Source organism: Chryseobacterium sp. BLS98 (assembly GCF_001045445.1).
In the GTDB taxonomy this organism is placed as follows: domain Bacteria; phylum Bacteroidota; class Bacteroidia; order Flavobacteriales; family Weeksellaceae; genus Chryseobacterium.
Genome location: NZ_LFNF01000001.1, coordinates 516,811 through 534,437, shown reverse-complemented (window position 1 = coordinate 534,437; position 17,627 = coordinate 516,811). Strand labels below are relative to the sequence as shown.

Genomic DNA, 17,627 nt, shown 5'->3' with positions numbered 1-17,627 from the left:
TGCTTTAAATATTCAAATAGGGATGGTTACCACTCATGGACAGTTTTCTGTAAGCTTCAATCTCATCAAATCTTTTTGAAAAGAATTTGTACTGCTCCAGGTAAAATTTATATTCGCCGGTATTTCTCTGGATACCGTGTTTCATAAGAGAGGTGATAAAAGCTTTTTTCTCCCGTCCGATATTATAATCGAAATTGGGATTCATATATCTTGTTTCCCTCTGCATCTGCATGGAAAGTCTTTTCCTTGCCAGTACTTCAGCAGGGTCTTTCATTTCCTCTTTCTGGAAATCCTGGACTTTGGCGTCGTGCACCACTTTACTTTTCGGGCAAACAATGATTTTTAACCCGAAATAGGTAATTCTGTTGATGTAATCATAATCTTCGGCACCGTGAAAGAAATAAGGATTGAAGCCGCCAACTTTTTCCAGCACTTTCCTGGGAATAAACCAATGAGCAGCGTTCACAAACCTGATTTCATAAAAGGGTTTTACTTCATGAAGAAAAACATCAGAAAGGAATCTGTTGTTCTTACAATCCTGGGCAAGGTAGTTTTCAAAATGAAGGTCAAATTTTTTCCCGGTTCCATCCATGTGCATAGGACTTAAAATCCCAATTTTCTTCTGCTCCGGATAATTATTGTAAACTTCCAGCAACTGTTCTACACTGTCAGGAAAAATCCAGGCATCCTGATTCATAAGATATACAAAATCAGCTCCTTCTTTATAGGCTTTTTCTATTCCCAGATTATTGGCTTTTCCAAAACCGGAATTTTCGGAAGACTGTATAAAATCTACTTCAGGAAAATTGTTTTTAATATATTCCTGGGTTCCGTCGCCAGAGCCATTATCAATAACTATTGATTTTACAGGAATGTTGGAGTTCCTTAAGCTTGTAAAACATCTTTCCGCCCATTTCATGGCATTATATGTAACAATAATAAAATAGATCTTCATCTTTTGTAGCTTATATATACTTATTGACCAAAGATTTTATATAATCTTCAGGATTGATGTCAGAAAAGAACTGATTGACATTTTCTTCAAAGGAAACCTGATAAAAATCTCCTTCGTTTATAGTATCGTAAACGGCTTTCTTATTTATTTTTTCTTCAATAGCCCCTATGATTTCCTGTAAATTATAATAGTACGGAAAAGCATAGCTGATGGTTTTATTCTGTATAGAAGGGCAGATTTCCACTAAAAATTTATTGATATCATCCATATCAATCAGCAGTCTTCTGGCAAGGCTATGAACTTTAAATTTATGATCGTGAGTAATCTGAGTTTTTAAATAGTTAAATAATGTATTTGGGTTTCCTCCTTTCCCTACGATATTTCCAATCCTGAGAATAAGATAGTTTTGGGAATTATCTTTGATATAATCCTCTATTTTAAGTTTATGCAAGACATAGGGACTGTCCTGTTTGGACTGGTCGTGTACGCTTAATGTTGAAAAATAGATGAATTTGCTTTGGCTGTGCTTTTCCAAAGTATTTTTTAGAAGGCTGAATTCTCTTTCGAATTCGGAATTTTTGGTTTCGAGGGAATTTGAAACACCGGATGCAAAGAACAGATGATCCTTTGAATCAATATTTCTTAATGAATTAGCAATAAGTCCGTTTCCTATAATCATTTATGTATGTTTTAGAGGGGAGTTTTATGCCCCTTTATATTTTTTATTTATTTGTGAAGAGTATTTAATGTAGCTCACATATTTTTTTGCGATGGAGAAATAATCTTTAAAAATAAAGCTTTTCATCGGAAAGAATTGTAATGTGAATCTAATATTTTTGAGGGTAACCGGATAGTATTTGAAATATGCTTGAAGGAAAGCCAAGAAAATTTTTTTCTCGGTGTCCCGATCCTTTTGTTTCTGAAAATCAGCGCCCAGTTTTTGTTTTATCAAAATATTGGTATCAAACCATTTTTTATCAGGATTTCCTTTTGAAAAATGTTCTACCAAAATATCATCAATAATGAAGTTTTGTCGTTTTTTGGAAACTCTGAGGCTAAAATCTAAGTCATATCCGTGAAATCCAGTTATTCTTTCATCGAATCTAAATAGGTTATACACTTCTTTTCTTATAGCGAGAAATACTCCGTCTACTGCAAATACGGGATTAATATTTGCCTGGGTTCTATTAAGTAAAACAACCTCCTGATTGTCTTTGCTTCCTTGAAGAATATTGATGAAGTTGTACTTTTCAGTTACTGTCCAGCTACAAGGTGCAGCAGGAACATAATCGGATCCTGCCAATCCTAAAATTCCCACATTAGGAATTGAAAAATGTTTTATAAGTTTTGCTCCCCAGTCTTTTGTGTGAAAAACAAGGTCTTCGTGAAGGAACAAAAGATTTTCAAACTGTGCTTTTTCAGCTCCGAGATTGTAGGCTTTTGTAATGCTCATCATATTAGGATTCCATATCTGGATAATTTCATATTGGAAACCCTCACCAATTGTCCCGCTAATATTTTTAACGAGCTGTTCGTAGTAATTTTGTTGGTATGATGAGATAACGATGGATAGCATAATTAAAGAAAACTATCAATTAGTGTAAAAATTTTATTGGTAAGTTCTTTATCAGAATATTCATTTTCCAGTCTTTTATTGATACTTTCTCCATAAGTTTCTCTTAGTCCGGAATCTTTCATGAGTTTTATGACTTCATTGGCCATTGTATCAAGATCAAGATAAGGTGCCAGAATTCCATGACCGTTTTCTAAAAATTCTACAGCACCCCCGCTTTTCTCAAAAGCAACAATAGGCTTATGAAGTTTTGCAGCAGTGAGCATTACCAATGGGAAAGGATCTTCTCTTGATAACAAAAGAAAGATATCAAAAATATTGATGTAATCGTTAGGCGTTTTATTGTGATCGACATATATTATTTTGTCTTCAACACCCAGTTTTTCAGCATCAATTTTAGAACATTTTACAGGACCGCTTTTGGATGAGCCACCCAGATTGATGAATTTAAAATTGATATCTGCTTTATCCGAAATCTTTTTTACTAAAAGTGGAACAAGATCGGTTCCTTTTCTTAATTCCTGAGAACTTGCAATACCCAGAATTATATCGGATCCAGTGATATTTAATTCCTTTTTTATCTGTTGCTTATCTTTTTGAATCTCCAACTTTTCATCTACAAAAGAGTGAATGGCTGTTACTTTTTTCGGATCGGCGTTGTATCTGTTGATAAGGTTGTCTGCCACAGCGTTTGAACCCGCAATAATCATGGATACATTGGAAATATTTTTTAAAATAAAATCTTTCGGATAAGAACTTTCCATACCAAAAGTAAGCTCATGAATAGCAACGATGGTAGGAATATTTTTCTTGTAAAACGGGATTGTCCATTCCAAAGTTTCTGCTGTATTGGCATATACCAGATCATAATTATTCTGAAGAAGTTTCCCTGTTACTTTTTCAATCTGTTGTTCTTTGCTTTCCTGTTTTGGGAAGAAGGCATTCTGCAATTTTTTAAAATTTCTGTTTACAAAAGATAAGGATTGGTTGAAGTGATTGGCGACAAGAATTTTATTATCAGAAAGCTTTGCAAAATCTTCATACAACTGTCCCGGTCTTAATAACAGAACATCAATTGTAAAGTCTTTTCTTTGCTGCTTTAATTTTTTTAGTAAGCTTAAGACCAGAATAGGTGCTCCTGATAAAGATGCTTCATGGGATATTAATAATATCTTTTTTGTTTCACTCATTTTTGTAAAGATTCAGGGATTAAATTTTGACTGTTTTTTATAATTGTGTTGGCAGGCACTGATTTATGAATAACACATCCTGCTCCGATGATGCAGTTATCTCCGATTTCCACACCTTTCAGAATGACTGTATTACTGCCGATCCAGCAATTTTTACCGATGATTACCGGTGCTTTTGTGTAATCATTTTTGTGGACTGAAAAATCAGGAATAAATCCATATTTATGATTGTGGTCGTATATTTTTACGCCTTCTCCAAAAATAGAATTATCTCCGATAGTTATACTGTTCAGGCAGTTAATAGAAGAATAATTGTTGAAAAAAACTCCTTTTCCAATGTTTAGTGTAGCCCCCGGAAGAACCGAAATCCTGCAGTAGTCTCTCACAAAAAAGGTTTCGCCAATAATGATATTTCCAAATTCTCCTTCATTTCCTTTAAATATATTTACATCTTGAGGAGCAAAAGTATGGTGAATATTAATATTCGGTTTCGAGATAAATCGCCACCAGCTTTTTTTCTCTTCAAGTACTTCAAAATCTTTAACAATCTTGAAGATTTTTTTATGCAGATAATTTTTTATTTTTTGGAACATCGGTTAATTCGAATTTCTATTTTTTAACTTCTTAACAATTTTAATCTTCGCCATTTTTAAAAGAGAACTAAAAGATGTTATACTTTCAAGGTAGTTATAATCTTTAACTTTCATCTCCAATGATTTTCTTTCTTCAAAAGGTCTTAAAAGGGTTTTTTGAAAATTAGTATACTGTATTTTCAGATGATCAAAAATGTCTTTATCATTTTTAAAATGCTGCAATAAGAATCTCAGAGAAAACATGGTATTTATAATTTGGTCTACTGTGTTTTGAGTGCTCCACGTCCCACTTCCGACTCTATAAACAGCCATTTCATCTGGGAAATATTTTATGAGACCATAAGATGCATTCAACAAATGCAACGGATAATCTCCGATAGGAGAGTATTGTAACCAATCCGGCATTGTTGCTATGTTTTTTTTGAAAACTACTGAAACAGTTATGATAAAATTCTCTTTAGAAAGGTCGCTGATAGTATATGTTTTTTCTTCATCAGGATTAGTAAACGTAAATTTTTCTTCTTGGGTTGTAAGTTCTTTTATTTTATGAAATGTAAGGCTATATTCAGGGTTTCTTTCCAGAAAATCGACCTGTTTTTGCAGTTTCAAAGAATCGATCCAGTAATCATCTCCTTCGCACAATGCGATGTATTTACCTTTACATTGATTATACGCCCAAATAAAATTTGGCATCATTCCCATATTTTCTCTATGTTTAAAATATTTAATGCATCCAAAATTAGGATGATCAGAGAAAGATTTTATTACTTCTTCAGTGTTGTCAGGGGAATTATCATCAGCAATTATTACCTCAATATTTTCAGAGAAATTTTGCATTAATACACCATTAATTGCTTGTCCAATATAATTTTCCTGATTATAAGTAATGATGATGACGCTTACTAAAGGATTCTGAGACATATTAATTTTGTTTAATGACTTTACCAGGTATTCCTATTACAGTACAGTTGTCAGGGACATCTTTATTAACTACAGAGCTTGCACCTATTACTACATTATTACCGATATTAACTTTTGGAAGTATAACAGCATTGGTGCCAATAAATGTATTATTACCAATTGTACAGTTTCCTGACACAGAAACACTAGGACAGATCTCAACAAAATCACCAATCACAACATCGTGCCCAATAGAGGACAGCTGGTTGATGATAACGCCTTTTCCAACAACAATATCATTGGTAATAATAACCTGCTGCATAATATTAGATCCTTCTTTTATACTGTTTCCATAATGTCCTATTATAGAAGTTGGTGAAATTGTGGAATAAAACAAGCCCCCTAAAGCTTTAAATTTTTTATAAAGATTTTCCCGTAGATCAGGATTTCCAATTCCGATTGTAAAACGGTTATCTACATTTTTAAAATAATCTTTAGCTTCTTCTAATGACTTTAAGATAGGGAATTTTTCGTATAATTTTCCAGAGACATCCTCGTTTACGTCATCATATAAATAAAGATTTTCTAATTCATTATTTTGATGGCAGACTTCCAACACCTCTTTTGCAAAACCTTTGGCACCTATTATTAACATAATTTAATTATTTTGAATTCTTAACATTAATCTTGCAATAAACTCAACTTCTTCAAAAGTAAGATCATAATAAAACGGAAGACATAAAACTCTTTTGGCAATATCTTCAGTAATAGGAAGTTCTAATTTTGGCAAATAGGGCAATGCGGAAGCTAAACTTGGATAAAAATATCTTCTTGTAAAAATCTCCTGTTTATCCATCTCCTTTTTTAATTTCAGCAATAATTCTTCACTTTCCAAAACAACAGGATAATAAGAATGATTATCACTAGCTTTTGAATGCCAGAGAGGTTTTACAGCGTGTAAATTTTTAAGCTTTTCATCGTAGAGTTCTGCGAGTGCCTTTCTTTTTTCGTGGATCTGAGAAATGTATTTTAGATTAACAAGTCCCATTGCGGCATGAAATTCTGAGTTTTTACCATTAAGACCCAATTCAGAGAATGAATCAAATCCTGAAATTCCGAAGTTTCTGATGTAAGCAAGCTTTTTTAGTAATTCAGGGTCTTTTGTTATCAACAAGCCTCCCTCAACGCTATGGTAAAGTTTTGTAGCATGCAGCGAACAGGTGGAGATATCTCCGTATTCGAAAACAGATCTACCGTTTATTTCTACTCCGAAAGCATGAGCTGCGTCATAGATTACTTTTAGATTATGTTTCTTTGCAATTGCGTCTATTGCTTCCACATCGCATGGGTTTCCATAAACATGGGTGGCAAGGATGGCCGTGGTTTTTTCTGTGATAGCTTCTTCAATTTTGTTTGCATCGATACACAGAGTTTTATCATCTATATCAACAAAAACGGGAGTACATCCTTCCCAAACAATTGAGCTGGTGGTTGCAATAAAAGAAAACGGAGTAGTAATTACTTCACCAGAAATTTCCAGTGCTTTTATTGCCATCTGGATGGCAACAGTTCCGTTGGTTACAAACAGCAAATGATTGAGCTTTAAATGATCTTTAAGCTCCATTTCAAGTTGACTGGCCAGTGGCCCCATATTGGTAAGCCAGTTTCTTTTCCAGATACCGTTTATATATTTCTCATATTCTTCCTGAGGTGGCAGAAAGGGTTGTGTTACGGGAATCATAAATAAATTTTATTGTAAAGTTATGATATTTTCGCTATCAAGCTCAAACGGTATCCATTGTTCTTTTTCCCCACCTACCGTAAACTCTAGAATATTATTGATTCTAAGATAGGGGGATTCTGTGGCAGGGTCATATAATCCTACATCCATAATGTATTTTCCTAAAGTGAAAAGAGGATTTTTTACAGTTGTTTTGTAGACAATTTTTGTGGATTGGTTTATATCTTCCCGGGGTTCCTGAATAGTGATTCCGGCAATTGGCTTTTGCTCTTTATCTTTAAATTCAAGATATAAAGTAGGTAATTTATCAAGAGGTTTATTTATTTTGAATTCAAAAGTAAGGTTAAAGTCCTGATTACGGTGTATTTCATTATTCATAAGATCCGTTTGTACCGAGATGAATTCTAAAATACCATTGTCGTATACTTTATTTTCGCTATTATTTGAGAACTTGTTGTAATAAAGCTGTATCCCTTTTCCTATTTCTTTTCCCTGATATTCAACTTTACCATGATCCATTAAGATTATTTCGTTACAGATGCGGGAAACCATAGGCATACTGTGAGAAACAAAGATTACGGCTGTGTGAGGAAGTAATTCGTCAATTTTACTAAAACATTTTAAAACAAAGCCTAAATCTCCAACTGCTAATACCTCATCAATAATCAGAATATCCGGCTCAAGATGAGCCGCAACAGCAAAGCCTAAACGCACCTTCATTCCTGAAGAATAGTTTTGTACGGGTGTATCTATAAAGTCATTAATTTCCGAAAAATCTATGATAGATTGTATTTTTTCTTCAACTTCTTTTTTAGTAAACCCTAAAATGGAGGCGTTGTTATATATATTTTCCCGACCTGTAAGTATCGGATTGAAACCGGCACCTAATTCTATCAGGGCTCCTATTTTCCCTTTCATGACAATCTGGCCTTTATCCGGAGCATATAATCCGTTTAAAACTTTTAAAAGAGACGATTTTCCGGCACCGTTATGACCAATTAAGCCAATGCATTCTCCTCTTGCTAGTTCAAAGCTAACATCTTTTACGGCCCAGAATTCCTGGGGGCGTAATTCTTTATTTATGGACAAACCAAGTGTACTGCGGATAATATCTGAGGCTCCATACTTAAGTGAGCTCTTCAGGTTTTTGCTGAATTTTTTAGATACATTCTGTACCGATACTAATACCTCTCTATCTTTTTCCATTATCCTGCAATTTTTTCAATAACTATTGGCATCGATTTTCTAAAAATAACCAGGCCAATTAATAAAACGATAAAACTGACAACCGTTACAATGATTGTGAACATCAAAGAATGTATTTCTGCTCCTACCAAAGTATTTCGGGTATCATTAATTAAATAAGTTAGTGGGTTAAGTTTAAATAAAAATTTAAAAACTCCTATTGCCGGTACAGCATATACTACAGGTGTAACATACATTAAAAAAGGAATGCCTGTAATGAGTATTTTACTTATATCGGTATAGATTAATCCCAGTGGGGTAATAATTAATCCTATGGTGAAAGCGAAGAGGGTTAGAGCTAAAATATAAAAAGGAAAAAGAAGCAGATTCCAGGAAGGAGCGATTTTATAAATTATTAAAATACCTATAATAGGCACCATTTTTATAATTAAATTAAAAAGAGAGGTATAAAAACCTTTCATTAACAACGCTTCTTTTGGGAAATTGATTTTTGAAATAATCGATTTTCCTGCATTTACCGAAATAATAGGGCTTTGGATAGCTTCAGCGAAGATACTCCATATTGTGGTTCCTAAAATAACAAAAACAGGATAAGGTGTTCCGTCGGGAGTGTTTACTTTTACTACGCCTGCTCCATTTAAGAATAACCAAACCAGGGAATTTATAATGACGGGGGCCAGAATCCAAAAGAAACCAAGCAGAGACTGTCTGTGTTGAGATTGTATATCCCTTTTGGTCATTTGATAGGCCAAAAAATTGGAGGATTTAATATCCCGCCAAATTGACTTAAGCTCCAGGAAAAAATGTGTTTTTTTATCAGATGTGTATACTACGGTTTTCAAAGTAGATTTTTTTACAAATTTATAATAATTAAATATCTTTGCATTTTCAGGTTTATGGATTATTGTTTATATAAACCAGAAAACAACAACTAATGTATGGGTATTTGTTGTTATAGGTAGAAACTATTAATCATAACGATAAATGGTTTGTAAATATTTAAAATAGAATTGCTGTTTATTGATGATTTTAGCTATTCACCCTATCCGCTTTCCAATTTTTCGGCTGTTTCAATCAGCTTGTCTTCATTGGCTAATGAACTGTACAATTGATTTAAATTCTTGTCTTTCCTTGATTTTCTGAAAATGGTTTTCTTATCTGAGGTACAAATTATTTTTCAATTATGTGTAATTCATAAATTAGGATATTGTATTGGGGAACCTGGGAATCAGATGAATTGTAAGGCTACATTCGTAGGGGTTTTCGAAAGATTCTGAAATAATTATGTAGCCTATCGGTTTTATCCAGATTTTGTTTTGTTTCATTCATTTGTATAGGGTTTTTGCAAATTTAAAATAATTAATTCTTATTCAACTTTTTTGGTGATGAAAAATTGTTCACATAAAATAGAAAAGTACAACGAATATATTAATATTTGTTATTATGAACAAAAAACTATTAGCTATAAAGCCAATAGTTTCCTTAATTTATAATGTGAATTATTATTTGGAGGCGGATGTTTGGACACATTCCGTGATAACAATGATATTATTCACTTAACTTAGAATCCGTTAACCGCTTCTATGATTGCCTGAATCTCTTTTTCTTCCAAAACAGAAGAAATGGGAAGGCTCAGTACTTCTTCATGCATTTTTTCAGTAACGGGGAAGGAAAGATGATTATATTCTTTATAAGCATCCTGTTTATGGGGCGGAATAGGGTAGTGGATGATCGTGCTGATCCCTTTTTCTGTTAAATAAGCCTGAAGTTCGTCCCTTTTTTCTGTTCTTATCACAAAAACATGCCACACATGTTCATTTTCATCGGCAGGATTTTCGGGAAGAATGATTTTTGGGTTGTTAATCCCGGCAATAAAACGCTTAGCTACTTCTCTTCGGGTACCGTTTTCATGACCTATATATTTCAGCTTCACATCCAGAACGGCAGCCTGAATTTCGTCCAGCCTGGAATTTAATCCCTTGTAAATATTAACGTATTTCTGGTTTGAACCGTAGTTGGCTATGGCACGGATGGCCTCAAACAATTCTTTATCATTCGTGGTTACGGCGCCCGCATCACCTATTGCTCCAAGGTTTTTTCCGGGATAAAAGCTGAAACCAGCAGCATCTCCGAGATTTCCTGATTTGATTCCTTTCCATTCTGCGCCAATAGCCTGGGCATTGTCTTCTACAATTTTCAGGTTATGTTTTACTGCTATATTTTTAAGCTCTTCTGAAAAAACAATTCTTCCCTGAAGGTGAACAATCAGGATGGCTTTGGTTTTAGGGGTTATGCTCTCTTCAATTTTTGAAATGTCAATATTATAAGTGCTTGCATCCGGCTCTACAAATACAGGAACCAGCCCATTATCTGATAAAGCCAGTACTGAAGCGATATAAGTATTGGCCGGTACTATAACTTCATCACCAGGCTGCATGAAGCCTAATTCTATATAGGCTCTGAAGATGAGGCGTAAAGCATCCAATCCGTTGGCTACTCCCAAAGCGTATTCTGAGCCGATATATGAAGCCAGATTGGTTTCAAAGTTTTTAAGTTCACTTCCCAGCAAATACCATCCGCTTCGGAAAACACTTAAAAGCTTGTTTTCAATCTCCTCCTGATGCTGTAAATTGACCTTTTGAAGATCAAGGAATTTTATCATAATATTATTTTTTAGCGCTCCATTATTTTTTTTTCAGACAGACTGCTCCCCAGGAATAGCCTACGCCAAAACCTACAAGCATTACGTTTTTGGAATCTCTTGTTGTAAATGAATTCTTAAAAGCAATAGGAATGGTGGATGATACGGTATTGCCATAATCCAGCATATCGATCACGAAGTTTTCCTGTGGAATATTAATTCTTTTTCTCAGGAAATCCAGCATAAAGGTATTGGCCTGATGGAAAATGAAAGTATCAATATCACTTTTTTCAAATCCGTTTTTTTTCAGGTTTTCTTCTACAAGACCGGGAATGGCTTTTGAGGTGAAATCAAAAATCTTCGGGCCGTTCATGTGAAGATAATTATCTTTATCTTGTTTGTCTTCTGTTTTTTGATTTCTGACAGCACCGTTTTTAACGATCAGGTTTTTAGCTCCTTCACCATCGGTTCCCACAGAGAATTTCAGGATTTCATAATCGCCGTCTTCAGAGATCAGGGTTGCGGTGGCTGCATCTCCAAAAAGGCTGATGTTGCCTTTATCGTCTTCATGAATGTGTTTTGAATAGGTTTCTGCTGTTATCAGAACTACATTTTTCATCATTTTAGAGTCAATAAGGGCATTGGCCAAGGATAATCCATAAATATATCCTGAACATCCCTGATTGATGTCTATTGCTCCGCAAGAAGTATTTAATCCTGCTTGTGCCTGTACAATACAGGCGGTAGCAGGAAGGAAATAGTCCGGGCTCTGTGTGCAGACGATCAGGTAATCTACTGCAGATTGATCAAGCTGGTATTCTTCAACGAGTTTATTGAGAGCCTTAACAGCAATATCTGAGGTGAATTCATCTTCTCCGGTAATATTTCTATTTCTGATCCCTATTTTTTCCAGAATTTTATCACTTTCCCAGTCAGGAAATTTTTTGGAGATCTCCTCATTGGAAATGACTCTTTCAGGAATATATGTTGAAATATGTTTTATAAAAGCCATTGTCTGATGTTACTGTTTTTTCTCAACAATAAAAGCGTAAAGTTCATTGATGTCTTTGAACGATGTAATCTGTTCCGGCTCAATATCTACTCCGTATTCATCTTCAATCATTACCTTGATGACCATAGCAGTAAGTGAGTCCCAGTAGCTTTCCTGACTGTATACTGTTTCGGGTTCTATTACTGTATCTGTATTTTCCAGCTGAGACTGGAAATTTTTAATAAATTCATTGATTGACATAAGTTTATATTTTAAATTTTTTAAGAATATCCGGAAGTATTCTGTTAAAAGTGTCTCTTTTCAGCAGATAATAATTGTTTTCGTCATCACTTCTTACCAGTTCCGGCTGGAAAAGTTTATGATAACTGTTGACCGATGTGTTCTGTTTTCTTACTTCAAACTGAAGGGTATCGAATTTCAATTCATTCAGGACAAAGTCTTTTACGGCAACATCTACTTTTATCGAATTCTTGATGTTTGAATAATCAGGTTTCGAAACCCAGCTTCCTATTTCAGGCAGTCCGGAGTCTATTTTGTAAACCCTGTACGTCGCATAATCTATGTTGTTTTGATCAACAGCAATAAAATAGAATTCTTTTTTCTGCTGCTCACGTTCTTTATAATCCGAGATCCATTGCTTCTGGGCGTCCACATCCTGAGAAGTTTTTGAAATAAATCTTGATTTTTTTTCATTGTTTCTGATGGATACTATAAATTCAGCATCATCAGCCTCAACAAATCTTAGTTTAATTCCTTTATATTCAATTATCATTGTCTGCTATTTTATGAAAATTATTTTTGTTGAGTGGCCTCTTTAAAGCTTTCATAATCCCTGAAATAATCTTCCTCATCATATACTTCCGAAGCAAGGCAGAGCAATACTGCATTATGCGAAAACTGGATATCTCTCCATACCAGTTTTGGAATATATAAACCTTTTGTAGGATGGTCTAAGGTAAAGGTTTCTTTATGACCGTTTTCATCTTCCGTATTAAAAGTGATGGTTCCTGAGACTGCAAATATCATCTGCTGCAGGGCCTTATGGGCATGTCCCCCTCGGGTTACATCATGAGGAGTATAGTAAGTCCAGTATACCCGTTTGATCTCAAAAGGCACATTGTTCTGCGTTTCGGCAATGGTAATATAGCCCAGCTGAGATGATCCTATTTTATCGAATGTGATGATTTTTGGTTTATTGTATTCCATTAATGTGATAAAAAATTCTTTAAAGCCTCAAAGTTAATTATAAAATTACTATCGGACTACTGCCTGCTGCTATTATCTGTCTATGTGTAGAAATATGTTTCATATGTTCCGGGTCAGATAAGGTATTATATTAAAAACAACTATTAGCCATAAAGCCAATAGTTGCTGAAATCTTATAAATTATAATTTTTTATTTTCTGACAAGCTGTTTCAGGTATTCCCCATAACCGCTTTTGCCATACTTTTCGGCTGTTTCAAGCAACTTTTCTTCATTGATGAACTTATTTCTGAATGCAATTTCTTCAATACATCCAATCTTGAAACCCTGTCTTTTCTCAATAACGCTTACAAATTCAGAAGCATCGTTCAGGGAATCAAATGTTCCGGTGTCAAGCCAGGCAGTACCTCTGTCCAGAACACCTACCTCCAGTTTCCCTTTGCTTAGATACACATTGTTGACATCCGTAATTTCCAATTCTCCTCTTGGGGAAGGTTTGATGTTTTTTGCTATTTCCACTACTTCATTGTCGTAAAAATATAAGCCGGGAACTGCATAATTCGATTTTGGATTTAAAGGTTTTTCTTCAATAGAAATAGCTTTAAGATTATCATCGAATTCTACAACGCCATATCTTTCAGGATCGGAAACGTGATAAGCGAAAACAACTCCGCCATCCGGATTGGTTTTGTTCTTCAGCAGGGTGCCCATTTCAGAACCATAAAAGATATTGTCCCCAAGCACCAATGCCGCAGAATCATTGCCGATAAACTGATCGCCTAAAATGAAGGCCTGTGCCAATCCGTCAGGACTTGGCTGAACTATATATTCAATGTTGCATCCGATCTGGGATCCGTCACCTAAAAGTTTAATGAATCCCGGCTGATCATGTGGAGTTGTAATGATCAGAATATCTTTAATCCCTGCCAGCAGTAAAGTTGAAAGGGGATAATAAATCATTGGTTTGTCATAAACAGGCATCAGTTGCTTGCTTACGGCGATGGTAAGAGGGTAAAGTCTGGTCCCGGAACCACCGGCTAATATAATTCCTTTCATATTTATTTTGTGGATTTTTCTTTTAAAGTCTTATTAACTTCAATACTTATTTCATTGTCCAAATTGTGAATTATTATATCAGAAACAAATACGTAATTACTAGATTTTAAATTTGAATTTTCAATGTAAAATTTAATTAAATTCTGCAGATTATCTTCAGATAAGTTTATGAAATCAAGATATAATTTACCTTGTCTCAAATAACTATCTCTTATATGTTCAAGAATGATTTTCTTTTCATCTGTACTTAAAATTTCGAAGCTTTTACCATTTTCATGTTGAATAGATTTTCTGAATAACAGTAAGTTTGCTGTTTTCATCAGAGAATTAGTATATCCACTAACTTCTATGAGTTCATCAATGAGTTTTTTCTGATTCTCAGTCGGAAATTTTGTCTGAATGACTACAGATTGGGCATATGATGAAATTGAAAAAATGATAAACAGTAATAAGAAAAATTTTTTCATATTACGAATATTGCTTTTCGTAGTATTTCTGGTAATCACCGCTGGTAACATTTTCAAGCCATTCTTTGTTCTCAAGATACCAGTCAATAGTTTTTGAAAGTCCTTCTTCAAAAGTCACAGAGGGTTTCCAGCCTAAGTCTTTATTAAGCTTGGTTGCATCAATAGCATAACGTTTGTCATGTCCAGGTCTGTCTTTTACAAATGTGATCAATTTTTCAGAATATCCTTCAGGTTTTCCGAGCTTGGAATCCATTTGCTTGATCAGTTCTTTCACCAGGTCAATATTCTGCCATTCGTTGAATCCTCCAATATTATAGGTCTCACCGGTTTTGGCTTCATTAAATATTTGATGAATACCTTTTGCGTGATCAATTACAAATAACCAGTCTCTTGTATATTTTCCGTCACCGTAAATTGGCAGTGGTCTTTCATTAATGATATTTGAAATACAAAGAGGAATTAATTTTTCTGGGAAATGATTCGGACCATAATTGTTTGAACAGTTGGATATGATAAATGGCATTCCATAAGTATTCCCATATGCTCTTACCAAATGGTCGGAAGCGGCTTTGGAAGCCGAATACGGTGATTGAGGATCATAAGCGGTAGTTTCCAGAAAGAATCCGGTTTCGCCAAGACTTCCATATACTTCGTCTGTAGAAACATGGTAAAATAAATTACTTCTTTTTTCGTCAGGGAATCTTCCGTGTGTATGATCCGGGTTAAGGGTCCAGAATTCTTTGCATAAATTAAGAAGATTCGCAGTTCCGTTTACATTGGTATTAATGAATGCCATTGGATCTGTAATGCTTCTGTCCACATGGCTTTCTGCTGCCAGGTGCACTACGGCATCAGGATTATATTTTTCGAATATCTTTCTTAGCTCTTCAGGCTTTGTAATATCTGCCTTTTCAAAAACATAGTTAGGCTCATTTTCAATGTCTTTAAGATTTTCTAAATTTCCTGCATAAGTAAGAGCATCAAGGTTGATAATCTTGGTATCCGGATTATTTTTTACAAATTCTCTTACAACATGAGAACCTATGAATCCGGCTCCGCCGGTAATAATTATATTTTTCATCTGTTAATTTTCTATGGTCTTTCTTCCGATACTTTTATAATGAAATCCATTTTGTTCCGGGATTTCCAGTGGATACATGTTTCTTCCGTCAAAAATGACTTTGTTTTTCATTTTTTTAGCCATCATTTCAAAATTCGGGTTTTTAAACTCAGGCCATTCTGTAGCAATAAATAAGGCGTCTGCATCTTCAAGAGCATCATACATCCCTTTTGCATATTGTATTTTATCACCCAGCAGTTTTTTTACATTATTTTCTGCTACCGCGTCATACGCAGCAATTTCTGCGCCTTTTTCTAATAAAAGAGCAATATTGTCCAGAGAAGAAGCCTCCCGGATATCATCTGTGTTAGCTTTGAAAGCCAATCCCCACATGGCGATTTTCTTTCCTTTGATGTCTCCTCCGAAGTATTTTTCAATTTCTGAAACAAGAATTACTTTCTGTGCCGTATTTACTTTTTCCGTAGCTTCCAGAATCTGGAAATTGAAATCTTCCTGTATTCCGGATTTTATAAGTGCTTTCACGTCCTTAGGAAAACAGCTTCCGCCGTATCCGATTCCAGGGAATAAAAATCGGTGCCCAATTCTGTCGTCACTTCCCATTCCCAATCTTACCTTGTCTACGTCAGCTCCTACTTTTTCACAGTAGTTGGCTATTTCATTCATAAAGGTAATTTTTACGGCAAGGAATGAATTGGCGGCATATTTTGTAAGTTCCGATGATTTTTCATCCATAAAAATGATCGGAATTCCCGTATTGGTAAATGGCTGGTAAATTTGGGCCATTATATTTTTTGCCTTTTCGGAGCTTGCTCCTACAACCACTCTTGAGGGATTCATGGAATCTTCCACAGCAAAGCCTTCTCTTAAGAATTCGGGGTTGGAAACTACGTCAAAAGGGATATTCGTCTTAGAGGCGATCACTTCCCTTACTTTGTCTGCTGTTCCTACAGGAACTGTACTTTTATTGACGATGACCTTGTATTCCGTCATCATTTCTCCGATATTATTGGCAACCTGAATGACGTATGAAAGATCTGCAGAGCCGTCTCCTCCCGGTGGTGTCGGAAGCGCAAGGTATATGACTTCGCTTTTGTCTAAAGCTTCTTTAAGATTGGTGGTGAAAAATAATCTTTCGGATTGAATGTTTCTCAAAAACATTTCTTCAAGGTTCGGCTCATAGATGGGAACTACGCCGTTTTTCATACCTTCTACTTTCTTTTCATCAATGTCAACACAGTATACTGAATTGCCAAGTTCTGCCAGGGTAGTACCTGTAACCAGCCCTACATAACCTGTTCCTACAATTGTTATATTCACAATGTCTGTTTTTAAATTTTAAGGCAAAAATAATAAAAATACTTTCACCCACCTGTTTAATTTACTTTAATGAAAAATTTAAGGTATTTACTTGATAACGAAGTAGATTTTGCTTTTTTAGAAAAAATGCGTATATTTGCAGTGGATTTACAGGAAAAAATGGGAAGGCTTCGGAAGAAAGCCTTTTTTCGTACTGGTAAATCAAGATAATTAATGTATGGAGTTTAAAAAAAGAATTGAAGAATTATTAAATGAATTCCTTGAGAGCAGAGAGGATTTATTTCTTGTGGATCTGAAGATTTCCGCAGGAGATGATATTACTGTGATTCTGGATGGTGATAATGGGGTGACTCTTCAGGACTGCCTTGATGCAAGCCGTGCTGTAGAGTTTAATATGGATCGTGAAGAACATGATTTCAGTCTGCAGGTAATGTCTGCAGGACTAAGTGAACCACTTTCTTCTCCAAGACAGTACAGGAAAAATATAGGAAGAGAGATTGAAGTATTGCTGAATGATTCTTCCGAAATTGAAGGAGAGCTGGCAAAAGTTGATGATGAAAAAATCACACTTGTTTTACGCTACCGTAAGCCGAAAGATATCGGAAAAGGGAAAGTGGATGTGGAGGAGGAAAAAGAAATTCCTTACTCTGAGATAAAAAAGGCATTAGTAATAATTAAATTTTAAAAGAAA

At 34.8% G+C, this 17,627-nt stretch carries 21 protein-coding genes; 2 read left to right on the top strand and 19 right to left on the bottom strand.

Annotated features, from left to right (window positions below; all coding sequences use genetic code 11):
* Positions 1-4: 4 nt before the first annotated feature.
* The 19 genes from ACM40_RS02440 to ACM40_RS02350 form a co-directional block, all read right to left on the bottom strand.
* Entirely contained in the window at positions 5-955 is a 951-nt protein-coding gene (locus ACM40_RS02440; RefSeq protein ID WP_048501235.1) for a glycosyltransferase family 2 protein, read from the bottom strand.
* Between the two features lie 10 nt (positions 956-965).
* On the bottom strand, positions 966-1,634 hold the full coding sequence (locus ACM40_RS02435; RefSeq protein ID WP_048501234.1) for an NAD(P)-dependent oxidoreductase: 669 nt from the start codon (positions 1,632-1,634) through the stop codon (positions 966-968).
* Between the two features lie 24 nt (positions 1,635-1,658).
* Positions 1,659-2,531, bottom strand: a complete 873-nt coding sequence (locus tag ACM40_RS02430) for a glycosyltransferase (RefSeq protein ID WP_048501233.1) — start codon at positions 2,529-2,531, stop codon at positions 1,659-1,661.
* A gap of 2 nt (positions 2,532-2,533) precedes the next feature.
* On the bottom strand, positions 2,534-3,718 hold the full coding sequence (locus ACM40_RS02425) for a glycosyltransferase family 4 protein (RefSeq protein WP_048501232.1): 1,185 nt from the start codon (positions 3,716-3,718) through the stop codon (positions 2,534-2,536).
* Positions 3,715-4,311, bottom strand: a complete 597-nt coding sequence (locus ACM40_RS02420; RefSeq protein WP_048501231.1) for an acyltransferase — start codon at positions 4,309-4,311, stop codon at positions 3,715-3,717. Before ACM40_RS02420 ends, ACM40_RS02425 begins: the two co-directional genes overlap by 4 nt.
* Positions 4,312-4,314: 3 nt before the next feature.
* Positions 4,315-5,232 (bottom strand): glycosyltransferase family 2 protein, encoded by a 918-nt coding sequence (locus ACM40_RS02415; protein WP_048501230.1) that lies wholly within the window; start codon positions 5,230-5,232, stop codon positions 4,315-4,317.
* 1 nt (position 5,233) lies between these two features.
* A complete protein-coding gene (locus ACM40_RS02410) occupies positions 5,234-5,866 on the bottom strand; it encodes an acetyltransferase (protein WP_048501229.1) in 633 nt (210 codons plus the stop codon).
* A gap of 3 nt (positions 5,867-5,869) precedes the next feature.
* A complete protein-coding gene (locus ACM40_RS02405; protein ID WP_048501228.1) occupies positions 5,870-6,952 on the bottom strand; it encodes a DegT/DnrJ/EryC1/StrS family aminotransferase in 1,083 nt (360 codons plus the stop codon).
* A gap of 9 nt (positions 6,953-6,961) precedes the next feature.
* Positions 6,962-8,158 (bottom strand): ABC transporter ATP-binding protein, encoded by a 1,197-nt coding sequence (locus ACM40_RS02400; protein WP_048501227.1) that lies wholly within the window; start codon positions 8,156-8,158, stop codon positions 6,962-6,964.
* The gene (locus ACM40_RS02395; protein WP_131705319.1) at positions 8,158-8,898 is read right to left on the bottom strand and encodes an ABC transporter permease; all 741 of its coding nucleotides are present in this window, start codon (positions 8,896-8,898) and stop codon (positions 8,158-8,160) included. Before ACM40_RS02395 ends, ACM40_RS02400 begins: the two co-directional genes overlap by 1 nt.
* 821 nt (positions 8,899-9,719) lie before the next feature.
* Entirely contained in the window at positions 9,720-10,820 is a 1,101-nt protein-coding gene (locus tag ACM40_RS02390; RefSeq protein ID WP_083996765.1) for a DegT/DnrJ/EryC1/StrS family aminotransferase, read from the bottom strand.
* Between the two features lie 22 nt (positions 10,821-10,842).
* Positions 10,843-11,811 carry a ketoacyl-ACP synthase III gene (locus ACM40_RS02385; RefSeq protein WP_048501224.1) on the bottom strand — a complete coding sequence of 323 codons (969 nt, stop codon included), beginning with the start codon at positions 11,809-11,811 and terminating at the stop codon, positions 10,843-10,845.
* A 9-nt stretch (positions 11,812-11,820) separates the two neighbouring features.
* Complete coding sequence (locus ACM40_RS02380) at positions 11,821-12,051, bottom strand: acyl carrier protein (RefSeq protein ID WP_048501223.1); 231 nt, start codon at positions 12,049-12,051, stop codon at positions 11,821-11,823.
* Between the two features lie 4 nt (positions 12,052-12,055).
* Complete coding sequence (locus ACM40_RS02375) at positions 12,056-12,583, bottom strand: GNAT family N-acetyltransferase (protein WP_048501222.1); 528 nt, start codon at positions 12,581-12,583, stop codon at positions 12,056-12,058.
* A 20-nt stretch (positions 12,584-12,603) separates the two neighbouring features.
* Positions 12,604-13,017, bottom strand: a complete 414-nt coding sequence (locus tag ACM40_RS02370) for a sugar 3,4-ketoisomerase (RefSeq protein WP_048501221.1) — start codon at positions 13,015-13,017, stop codon at positions 12,604-12,606.
* A gap of 190 nt (positions 13,018-13,207) precedes the next feature.
* Complete coding sequence (gene rfbA / locus ACM40_RS02365) at positions 13,208-14,071, bottom strand: glucose-1-phosphate thymidylyltransferase RfbA (RefSeq protein WP_048501220.1); 864 nt, start codon at positions 14,069-14,071, stop codon at positions 13,208-13,210.
* A gap of 2 nt (positions 14,072-14,073) precedes the next feature.
* Positions 14,074-14,538, bottom strand: coding sequence for a hypothetical protein (locus tag ACM40_RS02360; protein ID WP_048501219.1), 465 nt, complete (start codon positions 14,536-14,538; stop codon positions 14,074-14,076).
* A 1-nt stretch (position 14,539) separates the two neighbouring features.
* Entirely contained in the window at positions 14,540-15,619 is a 1,080-nt protein-coding gene (gene rfbB / locus ACM40_RS02355; RefSeq protein ID WP_048501218.1) for a dTDP-glucose 4,6-dehydratase, read from the bottom strand.
* A 3-nt stretch (positions 15,620-15,622) separates the two neighbouring features.
* Positions 15,623-16,936, bottom strand: coding sequence for a UDP-glucose dehydrogenase family protein (locus ACM40_RS02350; RefSeq protein WP_048501217.1), 1,314 nt, complete (start codon positions 16,934-16,936; stop codon positions 15,623-15,625).
* 69 nt (positions 16,937-17,005) lie between these two features.
* Between ACM40_RS02350 and ACM40_RS20455 the strand changes: the two genes are divergently transcribed.
* Both ACM40_RS20455 and rimP read left to right on the top strand, forming a co-directional pair.
* Positions 17,006-17,146 carry a hypothetical protein gene (locus tag ACM40_RS20455; protein ID WP_165579265.1) on the top strand — a complete coding sequence of 47 codons (141 nt, stop codon included), beginning with the start codon at positions 17,006-17,008 and terminating at the stop codon, positions 17,144-17,146.
* 7 nt (positions 17,147-17,153) lie between these two features.
* Positions 17,154-17,621 (top strand): ribosome assembly cofactor RimP, encoded by a 468-nt coding sequence (rimP, locus tag ACM40_RS02345; protein WP_048501216.1) that lies wholly within the window; start codon positions 17,154-17,156, stop codon positions 17,619-17,621.
* Positions 17,622-17,627: the final 6 nt, after the last annotated feature.